The sequence below is a fragment of the Mucilaginibacter sp. genome, from assembly GCF_041660805.1.
Taxonomy (GTDB): Bacteria; Bacteroidota; Bacteroidia; order Sphingobacteriales; family Sphingobacteriaceae; genus Mucilaginibacter.
In genome coordinates, this window is record NZ_JBAZVP010000007.1 from 121,568 (window position 1) to 141,070 (window position 19,503).

Genomic DNA, 19,503 nt, shown 5'->3' on the forward strand with positions numbered 1-19,503 from the left:
CCTAACACCCAACATAATTATGCAAACCAACTACTTTTAATAGTTGATTTTTTTCTGCAGGTTTCGATAAGTAAAGCGTTGGTCTTATTAAATTATAATCATTTGTCGTATTGATGATAAAATCCGGTCGGCTATCTCCATCAATATCTCCTGCAAATATTATGTCAACCATAGCATCATCAAACCCATCTATATAAACCAAAAGTTGATTGTAACTTTTTCCCTCAATCGTCGCTTTTATATATAATTTGTAGTGTGATATATTATAGATTTCCTCCGGTTTCGAGTTGCGCAATTGCTGGCCTGTTGCATAAAGCGTGTAAGAAACATCGTTATAATTAAATGTATTACTGTAACCAGGCAGAACAAAGTTCTTCCCGAACCTAAAAGATTTGATAGGCCGGGGCTTCAAGTAATTGAGGTTTGAAATAAGAAGAACAGCACTGTCTTTAATTTGTGACTCCACTCGCCAACCGGTTTTTTCGATTTCCTTTTCATCTACTATTTCATCGTGTGCATGAGATATTTTTATTTTTGTGTCGCTGATATAGTAGCCGCTGTCTGATTTGAAAATCCCCATCCATTCATGATCTGCTAATTGCGGATCTACCTCTTCGTTATGAGCGACCCCTTCTGTAGTTAAAACTTCTGCAATGTAATTTGTGTCTTTGGGGAAATTAATAACTGTGCTATATATATTATCGTTTGTAACTATTACAGGAGTTGATTTACTAATTTGTACTGGTTTTTTTACAATACGGGTTTTATCAGGCTGTTTACACGCAGCGAGGCATAAAATTATTAAGCAAATAGAATGATATGCTTTCATCGTTACATTCCCATAATCAAAGAAAACATCCCGTTCATATAGATTGTTGAGCTGGTGGTTGTCAAATACTTTTTGTACAAAGTAATTATTATTTAACAAAGTAACATCAAAATAAAAAGTGATGCTCTTATATAATAATAATTTAAAACTCTCCACCTATTACTGCTTCTTCAGGTATTACCACCTTTTTATTATTCATTTTCTTTTTGGTGAGGTTATTTACCCGCATCATTAGTAAGATGCTCAATATTGATATCCCTATAATTACGTAACCAACCACATTATAATTCTCCAGCGGTGTGCCTTTGCCTTTTTGAGATACTATCATCCCGGCAACGGCTGCTGCTACACCACCTGCAATTTGCTGCAATGATGAGTTAATGCTCATGAAAGCACCGCGATCGGCCATTTCGGGTATGGCGCTGGTTAATGCCGAAGACGGTATCATACGGCTCATAATGCCCATCATCATTAAAATGTTAAGCGCCATAACCAATATAAGTGGTGTTACACCCAGGTTGGTATAAACCACGCACATGATCATCATCCAAACAGATGCTACCGCGAATATTTTAAACTTATCTATCTTATCACTCAGCTTACCTATCAATGGCATAATAATTAATGAACTTACGCCCGATACCATGAACAGCATAGGTAACTGCTGATTGGTTAACCCCAGGTTATTAATAGCGAATGCGCTGCCAAAAGGCATCATCATAAAACCACCTATTGATAGCAGGGCTGTAGCCGCAAAGCCAATGCGATAATCGCCTTTAGCAACCGTATGCCAAAGGTGTACAAACGCCGACTTATCATTTTGCAGCGCCAGGTGCTGCGTAACGGGTTGCAGCTTTGCCGCTATCAGTAATGCTATAATTATGCTTAATGTTGCCACCATCCAAAACGGTGCCTCCCATCCCCAGGCGTTGGCTAAGTATAAGCCAATTGGTATGCCCAAAACCTGGCTGCCACCAAAGCCCATTTGTATAAAGCCCATAACCCGGCCACGTTGCTGTAAAGCAAACAGATCTGTTATTATGGCCATAGATATGGAGCCAATTACACCGCCAAATAAACCGGTTATGATACGGGCCGCTACCAGTATGGCGTAGGTATGTGCTAATCCGCAGCAAATGGTACCGCCTATAAAACCTATGTAAAAAAATAACAGCAGTTTTTTACGGTCGAACCGATCAGCGAAGCCGGCTGTAAGCAGGCCCGAAATGCCCGCGCTGAAGGCATAGGCCGATACCGCGAAACCAAATGCCGATGGTTTCAGGTTTAACGATTTCATGAGCATATCGCCAAGTGGCGACATCACCATAAAATCCAGTATCACGGTAAACTGGGTAATAGCTAAAATAAATATTACAAATTTTTGGTAGCCGGTAAATGGTACCGATTCTTGTTGTTGCATTGGGGCTTAGATTAATTCACAGCATGCATGGCCATGATGGTTTAATAATTCAATTATTTGCTTATGTGTTAAAGTGTATGATATGATCCGGAGCACGCAATCCTCATCCTCCAGGTCTACGGTCCATTGTTCAATATCTGTATTGCAATCCAGCACAGCATGCAGAAACAGCTTATCGCCGGGGCAGCTTACGTTGGTTTTAAATAGCAATATGTGATCAAAGTTATCCGTCATATTTCTCATTGCTTTTTTAGTGCTTTTACTACCAGGTCAAAAGTTTTCCATAAAATCTCGTCGGTCATTTTAAAGGGTTTGCCCCCCATGCTTTGTCCCTCAGTTTCAAAGCGGATAAGGTTATACAACGGGGCAAACGCAACAGACCAGTATACCTCAAAGGGCATTGCATCAATTTCGCCGCGTTCAATTACATTGTGCATAAACTTGCCCACAACTACCTGAAAACCTTTCAGGAAAGATGAGAGAAATTCCTGCTGATAGGATGAACTGCGCAGCTGATCAAAAAATAAAGCCATGATAGGGTTTGCTATCATATATTGATAACGGTTTTCCCATTGTTTGCGCAAGCCCTGCTCAAATGGTAATTCCGGGTCAAAATCTTTTATCATGGCATCGCCCATTAAGCGGCCTTCTTCAATGGCCACTTTTATAATCAAATCATCGCGATCTTTATAATATATGTACAACGTTGCTACAGAAATGTTGCAGACCCTGGCCAACTTATTCATACTGAAGCCTTCCAGTCCGTTTTTAACAATCAGCTCAATTGCTTTTTGCTTTACAAGTTGTACCTTATCTATATTCCTGGTGCGCATTTAATTGAAATTGGTGCAAATATAAGTGAATATTCATTTAGTTATAGAAATTATTTATTATGAAATTGTAAATCGTATATTAGCCATTACCAATTTTACCTCAACCCATGAAGAAATTACTTTTAGCTGCTTTAGCTGTAACATCATTTGTTAGCAGTAATGCCCAGATTATAGGCAAAACTGAAATTACCCAATGGCAGTATGGCAAAAAAGGCGCGGTATCAATAACATTTGATGATGGTTCCATTAACCAGTTTAAACAGGCAATACCGGTATTGAATAATTTAAAATTGCCTGCTACTTTTTTCATTATCACAGGGCAAATACCGGGTTCGCAATATCATGGTAAGTTTATAGGGCGGCCGGTTAAGGATATCATCAATGAAACAGCTACAATCCCAACCACTAAGAATAATCTTTTTGAACGTGCTTCGGCAGCGGGATATTTAGGCCTGATTGGTCCGCTTGATTATCACTATAACGCGGGGGCATTGGTTGATGCCGGTAAAGTTGATGAAGCATGTAAACTAATTGACGAACTTTATTTGAAAGTGAGAAAAGGTGAGTTTAGGCCGGGCATACAACATAATACCGAATACATGGATGCGCATGGGACTACCTGGAATGATATACGCAAATATGCAGCGCAAGGGCACGAGTTTGCCAGTCATATGATCACTCACCCGCGATTAGCCATAATGGATGAGCCCAATATGATGTATGAACTTGAAAAAAGTAAAGCTGATATTTTGAAGCAATTAGGGCCTAAATATACGTTTAGCGGAGAAGGGCCTTTTGGTACCGAGAATGAACGGGTTATGCAATATGCCTACAAAGTTTATCCTGCCCTGCGTAATAGAATGCCCGAGCCCTGGTTAAAAGAGATAAGCCGGTCTGATAGGAATAACCCCGGTAATACCGATAAAGAATATATACAGTTTCAGCGGGGGGCTACAACCAAAACACCTATGCCTATGATGAAAGCCTGGGTTGATACTACTGCCAATAAAAACAATACATGGCTGGTGCTTACTTTCCATGGGGTTGATGGCATAGGCTGGGAGGCTTTATCGCACCAGCAACTTGACGATTACTTTAAGTATATTAAAGCAAAAGATGGGCTTTGGGTAGCTACCTTTGGTAATGTTACCCGCTATATTCGCGAGCGGCAAAACGCCAAGGTACAATCAATTCAAAAGGGCAAAGCGATTACTATTAACCTTAACCATACGCTTGATAAAAGCATGTACAATGTGCCGTTAACGCTTAAAACTTATGTACCCCAAAAATGGAAGTCGGTTAAAGTAACACAAGGCAATAAAACCCGGGTGTTTAAACCAATAGTTATATCAGGAGATAAGGGGAGCTATGTTTTGTACCAGGCCTACCCAAACACTACGGCAATTATACTATCAGGTAGTTGATAGTATGCGTTTAGTTTTTGGCCTCGCCGTTAAGTTTGGCTTTAACTTCTTTTAATATTTCAGTACCCATCTTTTTAGGAACCTCGTCGTCAAAGTTGTTATCATCAGCTTTATCAATGTGTTCAAATACAGAACCGTATATGTATGATTTTTTATAGCAATAGCTGCATTCATACCTTTTTATAGGTAACCAAAACAATGTTGCCTTTAATATTAGCGGTCTTTTAGCCCGGTTGCGTAATACTCCTTTATTACAATGGGGGCATTTTTTTAATTGCTTTTTTGTTTCCATTAGGGTTTATGTAACATTTAAAAGTTTTTTTGACATTCGTTAATATTGAACAGGTATCATTTTAAGGGCATTAACTATAGCCCGCCGGCTAACCGGTTTGGATAAAAAAGCACTTGGACTGGTCAGATTGGCCAGCCTTATCTTCTCTATGGATGTAACGGATGATTGAAAAATAAAAGGGATGTGCAAATGATCATTAATATACCGGGCCAGATCTATTCCTGTTTCACTGCCTTTTATCATAATATCCGTTATCACCAGATCTGCCTTTAATACATGCAGATCTTTTACAGCCTTATCATAACACTCTGCTACTCCGCAAATGTGATGCCCAATAGTGGTAATGATATGCCTTAACGCAAAAGCAGTTAAAGGGTTGTCTTCCACAATGTAGACATACAGTTTTTGCATAAGGTTAATAGGTTATAAACAACAAATATGGTGGATATAATATCCCTGGAAGAATTTTAAGGGGGGACAAAAACGAGACAAATAACGATTTATAGGTATAGAATGCTATAACTGGGCTAAAATGTCTTCCAATTCAATAACTTGTGGCAGATCCATTTTTTTTCGCAAACGTTGCTTGGCTTTTTTAACGCCATCGGTAGTAATACCCAGCATACCGGCAATTTCACGGTTATTAAGGCGCAGCTTTAATAAGGCAAGCAGCCTTACGTCGGTACTGGTTAAATGGCCGAATTTATTACGGAGGTTATAAAAGAATGTAGGGTGTGCTTTTGTGAAGAGCTTTTTAAATTCACTCCAGTTCTCGTCTGTCATGATGTGTGCCTGCATCATTTTATTTAAAATGGCGGCACCATCTGCATCGTCAAATTTCAGTTTTAACCTTTCAACTTCGGCTTTAAAGCCTTCTATTAAAATGTTTTTCTGCATCAGGTTTTCGGTATAGCCATGTAAGGCAAGTGTGGCGTTTTTTAACTCATCATCTACACGCCGTTTTTCTAATGCCAATAACTCCCTATCTTTTTTGGCCTTTAATCTTTGCCGGTTATATATTAATACGCTTATAATAATTAAAAGTAGCAGCACAATTATTATAGTGTTCTGCTTGTATTTTTCAATTTCGGCAATTGTTTTTATTTTGTTTAATTCTGCATGGCTTTTATCCGTTTCCCATTGTAAACGTACTCTTTCAATGGCTGCTATATTATCGCGTTTGGCAACACTATCCCTTAACAATTCAAATTTTTTGCGATAAAGTACTGCTTGCTTAACATTGCCCAACTGTTCACTTAATAATGCCTTCAATTCATAATATTCAACACGATAGGTTAGTACATTTTCGTTTGTATTTGTAAGTAGCTTATCTGCGGTATTAAGTTGTTGTGCCGCTTTTTTAAGATCATCGGTATCAATGCTTATTCTTACCAATCTTAGTAATGCAATAGAGGCATTTAATAGCTGGTTATATTTTAAGGAATTCTGATAATCAGCTTCAACCAGTGGTAGAGCCTTATTATAATTGTGCTGCAAAAAATATATTGAACCAATATTGCCCGATGTAATAGTTATCCATACACTATCCTTGCGCGAGTTTGCCATATCCAGGGCCTTGTCAAAATACTTTGTAGCTACAGAATATTGGCCGGCATCACGGTAAGTTAACCCAATAGTGTTTAAGATATTTATCCTGTTCCTGGATGATGGCTTCTGGTATTTTAGAGCGCTACGGAGATTATTGCGTGCATTTGCAAAATCACCCAGTGAATAATAAAAATCTGCAGTTTCAGAAAACAGCCCGCCAATGTTTGGCACATTTTCATATCCTACACTGCGGAACACATCCTGTGAGAGCAGAAAATAGCGGCATGCGGCTGTATTAAGCTTATACACAAAATAATAGATAGCTTTGCGGTGCATATAAATTCCCACCTCCACATCAAGATGATGTTCTTTTGCAAACAGGATGGCATCATCAAAGTATTTAGTGCTTAATTCATTGCACCCTCTGTTAACCGAGTAAAAATCGGCACGCATATCATATACGGCACACTCCAGTTGAATATCATTGATATGATTTGCTAATTGAGAGAGGTCATTAAGGCAATTTATTGCATCTGCCTCACTCATTTGCCTGCAATTAGCCTTATAAATGATCCTGGCGGCTTCTACCCGCTGACCCTGAGGCAGGGTTTTGATAGTTGAAAAGAGCTTGGGATTGTATACAGGTTTGATTTTCTCCTGGGCCGATATTAGAAAAGGGAAAACACATATTAGGCATAAAAGCGTAAAATGCAATGCATAAACCCGGAAGTTATTTATACATGTTGCCAATTCTTAATTATAGTTAATTAGTAGGCTTAAATATATAGTAATTGCAGTATAAAACTACAATTGTACAAGATTAAGCCATTAGCCTTCTTTATCGGGTGATGGTAACTGTATTTGATGTAATGATAAGGGTATAAGCTTTTTAGTTTTAAGATAGGTGATGGTCACAATTATCAAGGTCATGCTGCCGCCAAATATAACCGCAGGTACAGTCCCTAAAATTCTGGCTGCTGTACCAGATTCAAAAGCGCCAATTTCATTTGATGAACCTATGAACATTGAGTTAACTGCTGACACCCGCCCGCGCATGTGATCTGGCGTTAAAAGCTGCATAATGGTACCACGAATAATTACACTAATGCTATCAAACGCCCCTTCGGTAAATAAAAACAAAAGCGATAAATAAAAGCTGCGCGATAACCCAAAGCAGATGATTGACACGCCGAAACCGGTTACTGCTATGAGTAAATTACGCCATGGTTTACCCATTGGCGAAAACCTTGCCATAGCCAGCATGGTTAAAACCGCACCTAATGAGGTAGTAGCACGCATAATACCCAAACCTTCGGCACCAACTTTTAATATTTCGTTGGCAAATACAGGCAGCAGGGCTACAGCCCCGCCAAAGAAAACCGAAAACAGGTCAAGGCTCATAGCGCCGATCATCATTTTATTGTTGAACACAAAATGGATCCCTTCTGACAGGCTTTTCCAGATACTTTCTTTGGGGATAAATACCGGCGGGTACGACCGCAGTAAGTATATTAAAATGAGTGATATAGCCAGGAATATCAATATGACAACGAACGTTACCGATATACCGAAAAACCCATAGATCAAACCGCCGGCTGCAGGGCCAAGGATAGATGCTATTTGCCAGCTTGAACTGCTCCAGGTGCTGGCATTTGGGTATATTTCTTTAGGTACACTTTGCGTATATATTACAAATGTGGCCGGCCCGTAAAAGGCGCGGGCAACACCATTGGCAAATATCATTATGTATATGATGGGTACTACCCAGCTGGCATGTATGTAGTTCCCGGCGTTTTTAGTAGTGACCAAAAACATTACAAACGATGATATAAAAACCCCGATAAAGATCAGCAGGAGCATTTTTCGCTTCTCAGATTTATCGGCGATGTAGCCTCCGTATAGGGCAATACCTACCGCGGGGATAGCTTCGCATAGGCCAACCAACCCCAATGCAAAGGCACTTTTAGTAAGATGATAAATGTAAAAACCAATAATAACCGCCTGCATTTGATAAGCAAACGTGAAGCAAAAACGCATACCTACGTATGAACGGAAGTCCTTGTATTTAAGGGCTGCAAATGAATCTATCCGGGGGCTGATACTTTCTGGTTCTGGCACTTTTTTTATTAATATTTTATTTTGAAAATAGTAACCCTCTACCTAAAAATGCAGGATTAAAAGGGCTCTAAAAATCTCTAATTTCCTCTAAAAAACTTTAAGAAGCACAATAATGCTTCTCGTTATTGTATGGATTACAACCCGTGCTGATCTATCAGATAAATCAGCGCGGCAATTGATCCGGCACCTAATTCCAGCTCGCGTTTATTAACATTTTCGAACACATCATTTGGTGTATGGTGGATATCAAAATAACGTTGTGAATCCGGACGGAAGCCTATCAAAATAATTGACGGTACGGTTTCTTTTAACGGACCAATATCGGTACCGCCGCCACCTGCCACCAATCTGTCGGCTTCGTAAGGTTCAAATAATTTTTTCCAATTTTGGTTAACCTGTTTCAGGAATGCGGGCGTTACACCGGCAAAGCTGAAACCACGCGGGGTAAAACCACCTTCGTCTGTTTCAATGGCGGCAATGTGTTCTTCTTTATTTGCAGCTGCCAGTTCCGCATATTTTATACCGCCTTTATGACCGTTCTCTTCGTTCATAAAAAACACCGCTCTTACTGAGTTTTTTGGACGATAGCCCGTCGCTTTAAAAATTCTTAAAACCTCGGCAGACTGCATCACACCCGTGCCATCATCATGCGCGCCTTCGGCCAGGTCCCATGAATCAAGGTGACCGCCAACGGTAATGAATTTGTTTGGGTTTTGTGTGCCTGTTATTTCGCCAACAACGTTGTATGATTTTGCATCAGGCAGGTGCTGGCAATTTTGTTTAAAGTAGAATTTAATAAGCGGCAGTTTACGCAGCTTCAACATGGTGCTCAACTTATTGGCTGCTATGGTTGATATGGCGGCCGCCGGGATGTTATTCCCTTTTGGATCATAACCGGTTGCACCAGTGTGCGGGTAGTTGTCAAGCGCCTGTGTTAATGAGCGTACAATTACACCCACCGCACCATATTTGGCGGCTGCAGCAGGGCCCGCAAAACGCTGATCGCCGGCTGCGCCATAAGCCTGGCCGGTTTCAATAAAGCGGGGGTCGAACGCGCGGTTAAAGAAAACGATCTTTCCTTTTATAACGCTCTCGCCTAAAGTTTCAAGCTCTTTTAAGCTTTTTACTTCAATTACATTAGCGGTGATGCCTCCTTTTGGTGTAGCAACAGACATGCCCAGGGCCGCAATAGCTACCGGGATGCGGGTTTTGCCATCAATAATATATGCCTGCTCTTTGGCGCCGCGTACCCAGTGCGGTACCATTACTTCCTGTAAATAAACCTTATCAAAGCCATAGCCTTCCATGAGCTTCTTGCTCCAGTCTACAGATTTTTGTGCACCCTCAGATCCGCTTAACCGCGACCCTATGTTTTTACACAGGTAACGCAGGTTTTCATAACATTGGCCATTAACCAACGCCTCATCAAAAAACTTACGGATCATTAACGAATCCTGGGCTTTTAACGTAAAGGCTGCAAATAGGAAAGTGATAAGGAGTAAGGTTTTTTTCATGATGTGTAGTTAGTGTTAAATTAATCGATTCGTTTGGAGCAAAATATGCCGGTGATTACCCACAAGTGTTCGGAAGATTGGTATTGCTAACAAATTCCCCTCTTGAGAGGGGGAGCGTTGATAGTGCGGCTGCAGGGGTGTGTTATTCAAATGCAAAGGACACACCCCTCCACCCCTCTCAAGAGGGGAATCGCACAACCCGCCGCTTCTTTTCATCTTCCGAACACTTGTGGTGATACTACCAACATTTAATCCCTCCGGGATTTATAGTATGATCAAGTGCTATAAAACAAATGTAGTATTTGTACTTTAAAAATCACCCATCAGGAGATCTTATCCCAGCTTAAACCTGCATTTTTTGTTTGGAATGCCCGGTTTAGGATCTGGTTTTCGGGCAGGGCCAGTTGCGGGTCTTTATCAAAGATCTCTATGACACAGTTACGGGCCTGTTGTAAAATTTCCTGGTCTGTTGTAAGGTCGGCTACTTTCAGGTCTAAAACACCACTTTGCTGGGTACCCTCAATATTGCCGGGGCCGCGCAGCTGCATATCAATTTCGGCTATTTCAAAACCATTGTTGGTTTTAACCATAGTATTTAAACGTATACGGCCATCGCTGCTTAATTTGTGATTGCTCATTAAAATACAAAATGATTGCTCGGCGCCACGGCCAACCCTGCCGCGTAGCTGGTGCAATTGCGATAAACCAAAACGTTCGGCATTTTCAATGATCATTACGGAGGCATTGGGCACATTAACGCCTACCTCAATAACAGTAGTAGCCACCATTATCTGCGTTTCGCCTTTAATAAAGCGTTCCATTTCAAATGCTTTTTCGGCAGGCTTTAACTTGCCATGTACAATACTAATACGGTATTGCGGTAACGGAAACTCGCGTCCCATCACCTCTGTGCCATCCATCAGGTTCTTCAGATCAAGCGTTTCACTTTCTTTTATTAGTGGATAAACCACATATATCTGCCGGCCTTTGGCAATTTCCTGTTTCATAAAACCAAACACCCGCAGGCGTTGCGCTTCATAAAAATGGAGGGTTTGTATGGGTATACGGCCAACCGGCAATTCATCAATTACAGATACATCCAGGTCGCCGTATAAGGTCATGGCCAATGTACGGGGGATAGGTGTTGCCGTCATTACCAGTATATGCGGCGGTACAATGTTCTTGCGCCAAAGCTTTGCTCGCTGCTCAACACCAAAACGGTGCTGCTCATCAATTACAACCAGCCCCAGGTTTTTGTATTGCACCTTATCTTCAATAAGCGCATGGGTGCCTATCAGTATGTTCAGGCTGCCGTCTTCAAGTTTTTCATGAATTACCTTGCGTGCTTTGTTAGGCACCGATCCGGTTAGTAATGCCACTTCAATAAAGCCATCGCCAACCAGGTCTTTTATGGTTTGGTAATGCTGATTGGCCAAAATTTCTGTTGGTGCCATAATGCAGGTTTGGAAACCATTATCAATAGCTATCAGCATGCTCATTAAAGCAACAACCGTTTTGCCGCTGCCAACATCGCCCTGCAGCAGGCGGTTCATTTGTACACCGCGCTGGGTATCCAGTCTAATTTCTTTAAGAACCCGCTTTTGCGCGCCGGTTAATGCAAAAGGTAATTTATGATGATAAAATTCATTAAAGCAGGTGCCAACAGATTCAAAGATATTGCCCTTGAATTTTTGAACGCGCTGTAATTTGCTCTTCAATAGCTTTAGCTGCAGAAGGAACAGTTCTTCAAATTTTAACCGGTATGTTGCCTCTTTTAATTGATTGGCATCATTAGGGAAATGAATATTCCGGTAACTTTCGGCACGGCCCGCCAGTTTGAAACGGTTAATTATGTATGTCGGTAAGTTTTCATGAATATCTTTAGCATGCTGCTCCAGCAGGCCTGCTATCAGTTTGGAGAGGCCTTTGCTATCTAAAGTAAACTGCTCTAATTTTTTAGTAGAGTTATAGGCGGGCTGCAGGGTAAGGTTTCCCTTTTGCTTAATTGCTGCTGCCGAATATAGCTCCATCTCGGGATGGGCCATTTGGGCCTTGTTGTTAAAAAAGCCCGGCCGGCCAAAAATAACATACACTTTACCGGGGATAAGTGTTTTCTCCACCCATTTAATTCCCTGAAACCATACCAGCTCAATTATACCGGTATCGTCTTTAGCCTGGGCAACTAACCGTTTGGTATGTTTTTCGCCAATAATTTCTTTGTGGGTTATGCGCGCCAATACTTGTACGTATGGCATATCGGGCTGTACATCCTTAATTTTATAAAACCGGGTACGGTCAATATACTTGTAAGGAAAGTGTTTAAGCAGATCTCCGAAGTTGAATATTTGCAGTTCTTTTTTAAGGACCTCGGCTCGTTGAAGGCCCACCCCTTTTAAATACTCAATGGGTGTTTGAAACTGCTGGTTGTTCAATTTTTATATACAATCAGGACTTTAAAGCAATTACAGAGATCTCTACATTAACACCTTTTGGCAGGGCCGATACCTGTACGGTTTCGCGCGCAGGGAAGTTAGCTGTAAAGTATGAGCCGTACACTTCGTTCACCTGGGCAAAGCTTTGCATATCGGTTAAAAAGATGCTTGATTTTATGATCTGGTCAAAGCCGCTGCCTGCTTCAGTTAAAATGGCTTCAATGTTTTCCATCACCTTTTTGGTTTCGGCTTTAACATCGCTTGAAATGATCTCGCCGGTTGCAGCATCCATTGGTATCTGGCCTGATATAAAGATGAGGTTTCCGGTGGCAACGGCCTGGCTGTAGGGGCCTATAGGGGCAGGGGCATTATTAGTATTGATGATCGTTTTCATTGGTAGTATTGAATTGTTTTAAGGTAGCTAATGATGATTATTTTTTTAAAATGAACCAATCAATAAGCTTATAGATTATTCCCAGCAAGAACATACTTATTGCAATGGCATTTATAATATGCATTACTTTAAGATTAAAATTGGTTGGCCTGTTAGGGTCTTTCTTTCTGAAAAAATACATAATACAAAACTAATAAAAAAAGAAAACCCCCCGAGTTATTCGGAGGGCTTTCGCAGAAATATTATTTAATAAATATTATCTTTTTTTGAATGATACACGACGGTTAAGTACGCGACCTTCTTCTGTAGAGTTGTCAGCAATAGGGTTGGTTTCACCAAAGCCTTTTACTTTCAATTTAGATGCTGTAACACCTGAGTTAACTAAGTAAGTTTTTACAGAGTTAGCACGGTCACGTGATAATGACATGTTGTGAGCAGCAGTACCTTCAGATGAAGCGTAACCATCAATCTCAACAGTTGCACCAGATGAACGTAAGTCAGCTGAAGTTGCATCTAACACAGGGTAAGAAGAAGTTCTCAAAACTGAACTATCAAATTCAAACTGGATGTTAGAGTAAGCTGTAGCTGCAGGAGTTGCAGTTGAATCAGGTTTAGGGAATACGATAACGCAACCAGAACCATCAACAACGCTACCAGCAGGAGTGTTAGGGCATTTGTCAAATTGATCAGATACACCATCACCATCAGAATCTTTCTTAAGATCAGTAACTGCGTTTTCAACGTTAGTTACACGGCCTTTAAGAGCTTCAACTTCCTGACGTAAAGCTGCATCATACAGTTCGTCATACATCATAGCAACTGGGTTAACCCAATCCAGGTTCGGTTTTGATTTTGAACCTAAAGTGAATTCTAAACCAGCATAAGCATAAGAGTATTTATCTTTTGTTGGATACTGGAAGTTTAAACCATCTAAGTTATCACCATCAATAAAGTTCATGGTGTAACCTAAGTTTAATGCAGTTACATCAGATAATTTGAATTTAACACCAGCACCAACTGGGATAACTAATTCTTTAACGTAGTGTTTGCCACCATCAGAGTTAGTGAATTTAGTAATGTCACCACCTGGGGTAGTAGCAATACCTGGGTTGTAGAATGCTAAACCAGCACCAGCGTTAACGAAGAAGTTAACAGAGTTTTCGCGACGTAAGAAGTCGATAGTAGCAACGTTAACAACACCGCTTAAAGTAGCCTGGTAAAAATCTGTTTGGAAGCTAGCAACACCGGCACGTACACCGCCTACAGCAGGTTCGTTGTCCATGTTACCTTTTAAACGGCCACCGCGTAAATCAAGTTGTAAGCCAAATGAATGGGCTAACTGTGATCTTAAAGATAAACCGTATCCGTAAGATATTTGTTTTTTAGTAAAGTCATTAGAACCACCAAGAGCAACAACTGGTGATGTTACACCTCCGTTGATACCAATGCTAAAGGTTCTGTACTGTCCTCTGCCACCAAATACCTTGGCGGTAGTTGCTTCAGAAGATACTTTCGTCGTGTCTGACGTTGTGGTAGTAGTTGTTTTAGTACTGTCTGTTTGAGCACTAACCATTCCCGCTACCATCAAAGACGCAAACGATAATGCTGCTGATTTCTTTAATGTAGAATAATTCATAGTTTTAAGATTAAACGATTTAATTGTGATTTTTTTCAAAATTAGTAATTATGTTTGAACCAATACCAAACTTTGTTCCAATTTTTATAATATCTACTACAAATAATCAAAATAAATTGTTTTTATAAAAATTAATATTTTATAAATATGAAATATCTACCTGTTAATGAGCGCTTATTTACAAATAATAGAAAAAGTTTCGTTTCGCGAATAAAAGCCAATTCTATAGCCATTTTTCACTCAAATGATGAGTTTCCGAGAAACGGAGACCAAAATTTCCTTTTTAAGCAAAATCCCGACTTTTTTTACCTCACGGGTATAGATCAGGAGCAAAGTGTTCTGCTTTTGTACCCAGATTGTCCTAATCAGCAATACAAAGAAGTACTCTTTTTAAGACAAACCAGCGATTTGATAGCAATTTGGGAGGGGCACAAGTATACTAAAGAGGAAGCACGGAAGGCATCAGGCATTGAAAGTATATATTGGCTCAGCGAATATGATGCTATTTTGCATTCAATAATAAATTATGCCGATAATATATATATAAATACAAACGAGAATGACCGCTATAGCCATACTGTGCCGTATCGCGATTTAAGAATGTTTGAGAGCCTTCGCCAAAAATATCCTTTACATCATTATGAGCGGTCGGCATTAGTACTGCGCGATCTGCGGGTGGTAAAATCAGATATAGAGATTGAGCTTACGCAAAAAGCCTGTGATATTACCCGCGACGCTTTTATACGTGTACTTAAATTTGTAAAGCCGGGCGTTACCGAGTATGAGATAGAGGCCGAAATAAGCCACGAATTTTTAAGGCAGCGCGCCACAGGCCATGCTTACAACCCAATAATAGCATCAGGCAAGAACGCTATAGTGCTGCATTATGTTGAGAATAACCAGGTTTGTAATGATGGTGATGTGATATTATTTGACTGGGCCGCCGAATACGCTAATTATAATGCTGATATGAGCCGGTCTATCCCGGTAAATGGCCGCTTTACCAAACGCCAGCGCCAGGTTTACGATGCTGTGCTTAGGGTAATGCGTGCAGCAACCCAAATGATAGTTGCCGGTACGGTTTGGAATGAATACCATGAAGAGGTGGGCAGGATAATGACCGGCGAATTGATTGACCTTGGTTTATTGAAAAAACACGAGGTTGATAAGCAAGACCCTAAGGCACCTTTATATAAGAAGTACTTTATGCACGGCACATCGCACCACCTGGGTTTAGATGTGCATGACTTTGCCAGCCGTTACAAGCCTTTTGAAGTGGGTAACATTCTTACCTGCGAACCGGGCATATACATACCAGAAGAAGGCCTGGGCATCCGTTTAGAGAATAATATACTCATAACCAAAGATGGCAACCGCGACCTGATGGCCGGTATCCCAATTGAGGCGGAGCATATTGAGGAAATAATGAATTAACCCCCTAACCCCCCTGAAGGGGGAACCGAATAGGATGATTTATGCTCTTCAAAACTCCCCCTTCAGGGGGGCGGGGGGTATCCTTCGATAAAACTGTAAAGGTTAAATCCTGGTTTAGTTAAAGCTTTGGCAATATCTTGCTGAAGCTTTTTTTTGTTGATGCCGGCCATCATTTTTTGTTGTATGATATGGTATGCTTTTTGGGTAAGCAACAACTCTCTCCGGCTGTTCTTCATTTTTGGGTGCGATAGTATAAAATCAGTTATCTCATCAATCCCCGTGTTTTTGGAGGCTATCGCTTTAAATACAGGCAGCTGTTTATTATTTTGCCTGATGATCTTTTTGAGGTTGTTTATAAAAAGGTCGGCGCCATCCCTGTCGGCTTTGTTAATAATAAAAGCGTCAGCAACCTCCATCAATCCCGATTTTATGTTCTGGATCTCATCGCCGGCTTCGGGCACCAGCATTACAAAGGTGATATCGGCAAGGCCGGCAATTTCCACTTCAGACTGGCCAACGCCTACAGTTTCAATTATTACATGATCAAAGCCCGAGGCGCGCAGCACATCGGCCATTTCAATGGTTTTTGCAGAAAGGCCACCCAATGAACCGCGTGTAGCCAATGAGCGTATAAAAACATCGGGATGGTTAAAGTGTGATGCCATGCGGATCCTATCGCCCAGTAAAGAACCAAAGTTAAACGGCGATGTTGGGTCAATGGCCAATACGGCTATTTTTTTGCCCTGTTGCAGTAAGTTGCTAATAATAGCGTTCACCAGGGTGCTTTTGCCTGCGCCCGGCGGGCCGGTTATACCTATAATAGGTACATCGTTATTGAAGGCAAGGCTTTTTAAAAGCGCGTTTGCCCCTTTAAGATCATTCTCAACAATAGTTAATGCACGTGCAACCTGCCTGAAGTTAATATCGCTGCTTATCATTAATTGCCTTATATCAGATACTACGTTAACATTGTATTACAAATGAATAAATTTATAATAACATAAGGTAATATAATGTTTATTAATGCAGTTTTAGCTATTACGCGCGGCAAGCATCCGTACCCGAATAACAAAGCCATAGCATTTATTATCTTTGCCTTTAAATGAAGTGCTCTCTTATTATATCTACTTATAACTGGCCAGGGGCGCTTGAAGTTTGCCTGTTAAGTGTTTTGGCACAAAAGCACCTACCTGATGAAGTGATCATAGCAGATGATGGCTCGGCCGGAGAAACCAGGCAGCTTATAGCCCGCTACGCTGAGAAATTCCCGGTGCCGGTTCATCATGTATGGCATGAGGATATGGGTTTTCGCAAAACCATTGTTTTGAACAAGGGTGTTCATAAAAGTAAGTATGATTATATAGTCCAGGTAGACGGCGATGTGATACTTGATAAACACTTTATAGCCGACCATTTGGCATCGGCAGAGCCTGGTGCTTTTGTAAGGGGAACGCGCGCCATGCTAACGCCCGAACGCACAAAGGAGGTTTTGGATAATAAGGATATTAATATCTCGTGGTTGTCAACAGGGATAAAACACCGCAACAATGCATTACGATTATTTGCTTTAAGGGCACTTGGCGCACGCAAAAAAATGTCATCAAATAGTGTGCGGGGAAGTAACCTTGCATTTTGGAAAGCCGATTTTATAAGAATAAACGGATACGATAACGATTTGCAGGGCTGGGGGCATGAGGATGAAGAACTGGCCGCGCGGTTCATTAATGCGGGTATTATTAAAAAAATTATAAAACTTTGTGCTGTACAGTATCATTTATACCATAAAGTAAGTAATAAGGATAACGAGCCCGGTCAGCGCCAAACGGTTGAAAGAGTTAAAGAACAAAATATACAACAAACTAAGAACGGATACGGGCAAGTAAGCAATTGATGAAGAAGAACAATATCACCACATCATTAATCATATCAACCTATAACTGGCCGCAAGCCCTTAATGTATGCCTGCTGAGCGTTAAATCTCAAAAAGTATTACCGGATGAGGTTTTAGTAGCCGATGATGGTTCTACCGAAGAGACCCGGTTACTTGTAGAGCATTTCCAAAAAGATTTTCCGGTACCGCTAATTCATGTTTGGCAGCCCGATGAAGGTTTCCAGCTTTCAAGAATAAGGAACAAGGCAATAGCGGCCGCATCCAAAGAGTATATCATCCAGATTGATGGCGACCTGATATTGCACCCCATGTTTATTGCAGACCATTCGGCATTTGCCAAAAAGGGAACATTTGTTAGCGGCAGCAGGGTAATGCTGGGTAAAAGCTATTCTGCACATATTTTGCAAACAGGTAAAACCAATGTTAGTCTTTTTAACAAAGAAGTAACTAATAAGTTGAATGGTTACCGGTCGGCTTTTTTGCGCGGGTATCTTTCCGAAAGATATAAAATAGATGATATTCTTTATTTGCGGGGCTGCAACATGGCTTTTTGGCGCGCCGATCTTATAAAGGTAAATGGCTATAACGAAGAATTTATAGGCTGGGGCCGCGAAGACAACGAAGTTGCTGTAAGGCTTATTTACAGCGGGATAGCCAAGCGCATCATTAAATTCGGAGGTATAGTATACCATAACTACCACCCCGAGAAATCACGTACAGGCCTTTCACAAAATGATATAATGTTTAACAAGGCGCTTGAGCAAAAGAAAACCTGGTGTGATGCCGGCCTAAATCAATATTTATGACGCCCGTATTAGTATCAATAGCGCTTTGCACTTACAATGGTGAAAGGTTTTTAACCGAACAGTTAGATAGCATTATTAACCAAACATACCGCAACCTTGAAATAATAGTTGTTGATGACCGTTCTGCTGATGCAACTATTGAGATAGCAAAAAGCTTTGCCGCTAAGGATGACCGCATTAAGGTTTATGAAAATGGAACCAATTTAGGGTACAATAAGAATTTTGAACGGGCATTGCGGTTAACAACGGGCAGCTACATAGCAATAAGCGATCAGGATGATATTTGGGAAGCTGATAAAATTCAAAAGCTGGTAGATAATATTGGCAATAACTGGCTCATATTTTCAAACTCGGTGCTTATAACGGCCGATGGGAGTGCTACCACTAACAAGCTGTTAAGTACATATAACCACGATAACAGGGATTATCGCAGTTTATTGCTGATGAATGTTGTTACCGGGCATACCTGTTTAATGGAACGGGAGTTTCTGCAGCATATATTGCCTTTTCCGGATGCTGGTTTTTATGACTGGTGGATGGGTTTTATAGCGCTGTATAATAACAAGCTAATTTATTTAAATGAGCGTTTAACCCGGTACCGTTTGCATGAAAGTTCGGTGATTCAAAAGGACATGAACAATGATAAACAAAAGTTGAAAAGGATCTTGTCGAATACCGTTTCGGTAATGATTGGTAATTTTACCAGGTACAAAGGCTTAAACGGGCCCGACAAAAAATTTATCACTGATCTTAACAGGGCATATAATTTAAAGTTTACCAACACTATCTCAATGCCACTTATAAGAATAGTTAATAGTTATTACCGGCAGCTTTTTCCAGATCTAAAGGAAAGAAAAGGACTATCAAAATTGAATTTTGCCATAAAGTATTCACGAAAGATAGAGAAGCCCGGTAACTAACCTGCAAGTATG

At 40.7% G+C, this 19,503-nt stretch carries 19 protein-coding genes; 5 read left to right on the top strand and 14 right to left on the bottom strand.

All coding sequences use genetic code 11. The features are described 5' to 3' along the window. Position 1 precedes the first annotated feature (1 nt). From WC743_RS12045 to WC743_RS12060, 4 genes are read right to left on the bottom strand one after another with little or no spacing between them, the layout of a single operon-like run. Positions 2-985, bottom strand: a complete 984-nt coding sequence (locus WC743_RS12045; RefSeq protein ID WP_373012249.1) for a hypothetical protein — start codon at positions 983-985, stop codon at positions 2-4. After that, on the bottom strand, positions 972-2,249 hold the full coding sequence (locus WC743_RS12050) for an MFS transporter (protein WP_373012250.1): 1,278 nt from the start codon (positions 2,247-2,249) through the stop codon (positions 972-974). The genes WC743_RS12045 and WC743_RS12050 overlap by 14 nt, the downstream gene beginning before the upstream one ends. A 6-nt stretch (positions 2,250-2,255) precedes the next feature. After that, entirely contained in the window at positions 2,256-2,492 is a 237-nt protein-coding gene (locus WC743_RS12055; protein ID WP_373012251.1) for a hypothetical protein, read from the bottom strand. After that, positions 2,489-3,082, bottom strand: coding sequence for a TetR/AcrR family transcriptional regulator (locus WC743_RS12060; protein ID WP_373012252.1), 594 nt, complete (start codon positions 3,080-3,082; stop codon positions 2,489-2,491). Before WC743_RS12060 ends, WC743_RS12055 begins: the two co-directional genes overlap by 4 nt. 107 nt (positions 3,083-3,189) lie before the next feature. Between WC743_RS12060 and WC743_RS12065 the strand changes: the two genes are divergently transcribed. Further along, on the top strand, positions 3,190-4,506 hold the full coding sequence (locus tag WC743_RS12065) for a polysaccharide deacetylase family protein (RefSeq protein WP_373012253.1): 1,317 nt from the start codon (positions 3,190-3,192) through the stop codon (positions 4,504-4,506). 10 nt (positions 4,507-4,516) lie between these two features. Here the strand turns inward: WC743_RS12065 and WC743_RS12070 are convergent, their stop codons facing one another. The 9 genes from WC743_RS12070 to WC743_RS12110 all read right to left on the bottom strand — a co-directional run bounded on the left by WC743_RS12070 (position 4,517) and on the right by WC743_RS12110 (position 14,440). Beyond that, positions 4,517-4,798 carry a hypothetical protein gene (locus tag WC743_RS12070; protein ID WP_373012254.1) on the bottom strand — a complete coding sequence of 94 codons (282 nt, stop codon included), beginning with the start codon at positions 4,796-4,798 and terminating at the stop codon, positions 4,517-4,519. 39 nt (positions 4,799-4,837) lie between these two features. Beyond that, positions 4,838-5,209: a response regulator gene (locus tag WC743_RS12075; RefSeq protein ID WP_373012255.1), complete on the bottom strand. Its 372-nt coding sequence runs from the start codon at positions 5,207-5,209 to the stop codon at positions 4,838-4,840. 105 nt (positions 5,210-5,314) lie between these two features. Further along, positions 5,315-6,892, bottom strand: coding sequence for a tetratricopeptide repeat protein (locus tag WC743_RS12080; RefSeq protein ID WP_373012256.1), 1,578 nt, complete (start codon positions 6,890-6,892; stop codon positions 5,315-5,317). 282 nt (positions 6,893-7,174) lie between these two features. Next, complete coding sequence (locus tag WC743_RS12085; protein WP_373012257.1) at positions 7,175-8,464, bottom strand: MFS transporter; 1,290 nt, start codon at positions 8,462-8,464, stop codon at positions 7,175-7,177. Between the two features lie 134 nt (positions 8,465-8,598). Continuing rightward, entirely contained in the window at positions 8,599-9,978 is a 1,380-nt protein-coding gene (locus tag WC743_RS12090) for a M20/M25/M40 family metallo-hydrolase (RefSeq protein ID WP_373012258.1), read from the bottom strand. Between the two features lie 323 nt (positions 9,979-10,301). Continuing rightward, positions 10,302-12,410 (bottom strand): ATP-dependent DNA helicase RecG, encoded by a 2,109-nt coding sequence (recG, locus tag WC743_RS12095; RefSeq protein WP_373012259.1) that lies wholly within the window; start codon positions 12,408-12,410, stop codon positions 10,302-10,304. A gap of 13 nt (positions 12,411-12,423) precedes the next feature. Next, positions 12,424-12,804: a RidA family protein gene (locus WC743_RS12100; protein ID WP_373012260.1), complete on the bottom strand. Its 381-nt coding sequence runs from the start codon at positions 12,802-12,804 to the stop codon at positions 12,424-12,426. Positions 12,805-12,841: 37 nt separating this feature from the next. Further along, complete coding sequence (locus WC743_RS12105) at positions 12,842-12,985, bottom strand: DUF6728 family protein (RefSeq protein WP_373012261.1); 144 nt, start codon at positions 12,983-12,985, stop codon at positions 12,842-12,844. Between the two features lie 75 nt (positions 12,986-13,060). After that, positions 13,061-14,440 carry an OmpA family protein gene (locus WC743_RS12110; protein ID WP_373012331.1) on the bottom strand — a complete coding sequence of 460 codons (1,380 nt, stop codon included), beginning with the start codon at positions 14,438-14,440 and terminating at the stop codon, positions 13,061-13,063. 147 nt (positions 14,441-14,587) lie between these two features. Between WC743_RS12110 and WC743_RS12115 the strand changes: the two genes are divergently transcribed. Then, positions 14,588-15,874, top strand: a complete 1,287-nt coding sequence (locus WC743_RS12115; protein ID WP_373012262.1) for an aminopeptidase P N-terminal domain-containing protein — start codon at positions 14,588-14,590, stop codon at positions 15,872-15,874. Between the two features lie 62 nt (positions 15,875-15,936). Here the strand turns inward: WC743_RS12115 and meaB are convergent, their stop codons facing one another. Further along, positions 15,937-16,812, bottom strand: a complete 876-nt coding sequence (meaB, locus tag WC743_RS12120) for a methylmalonyl Co-A mutase-associated GTPase MeaB (protein WP_373012263.1) — start codon at positions 16,810-16,812, stop codon at positions 15,937-15,939. Positions 16,813-16,976: 164 nt separating this feature from the next. Between meaB and WC743_RS12125 the strand changes: the two genes are divergently transcribed. The 3 genes from WC743_RS12125 to WC743_RS12135 are packed head-to-tail and all read left to right on the top strand — an operon-like array spanning position 16,977 to position 19,491. After that, complete coding sequence (locus WC743_RS12125; protein ID WP_373012264.1) at positions 16,977-17,765, top strand: glycosyltransferase family 2 protein; 789 nt, start codon at positions 16,977-16,979, stop codon at positions 17,763-17,765. Next, on the top strand, positions 17,765-18,571 hold the full coding sequence (locus tag WC743_RS12130) for a glycosyltransferase family 2 protein (protein ID WP_373012265.1): 807 nt from the start codon (positions 17,765-17,767) through the stop codon (positions 18,569-18,571). Before WC743_RS12125 ends, WC743_RS12130 begins: the two co-directional genes overlap by 1 nt. Then, complete coding sequence (locus WC743_RS12135; RefSeq protein ID WP_373012266.1) at positions 18,568-19,491, top strand: glycosyltransferase; 924 nt, start codon at positions 18,568-18,570, stop codon at positions 19,489-19,491. The genes WC743_RS12130 and WC743_RS12135 overlap by 4 nt, the downstream gene beginning before the upstream one ends. The last annotated feature ends 12 nt before the right edge of the window (positions 19,492-19,503 follow it).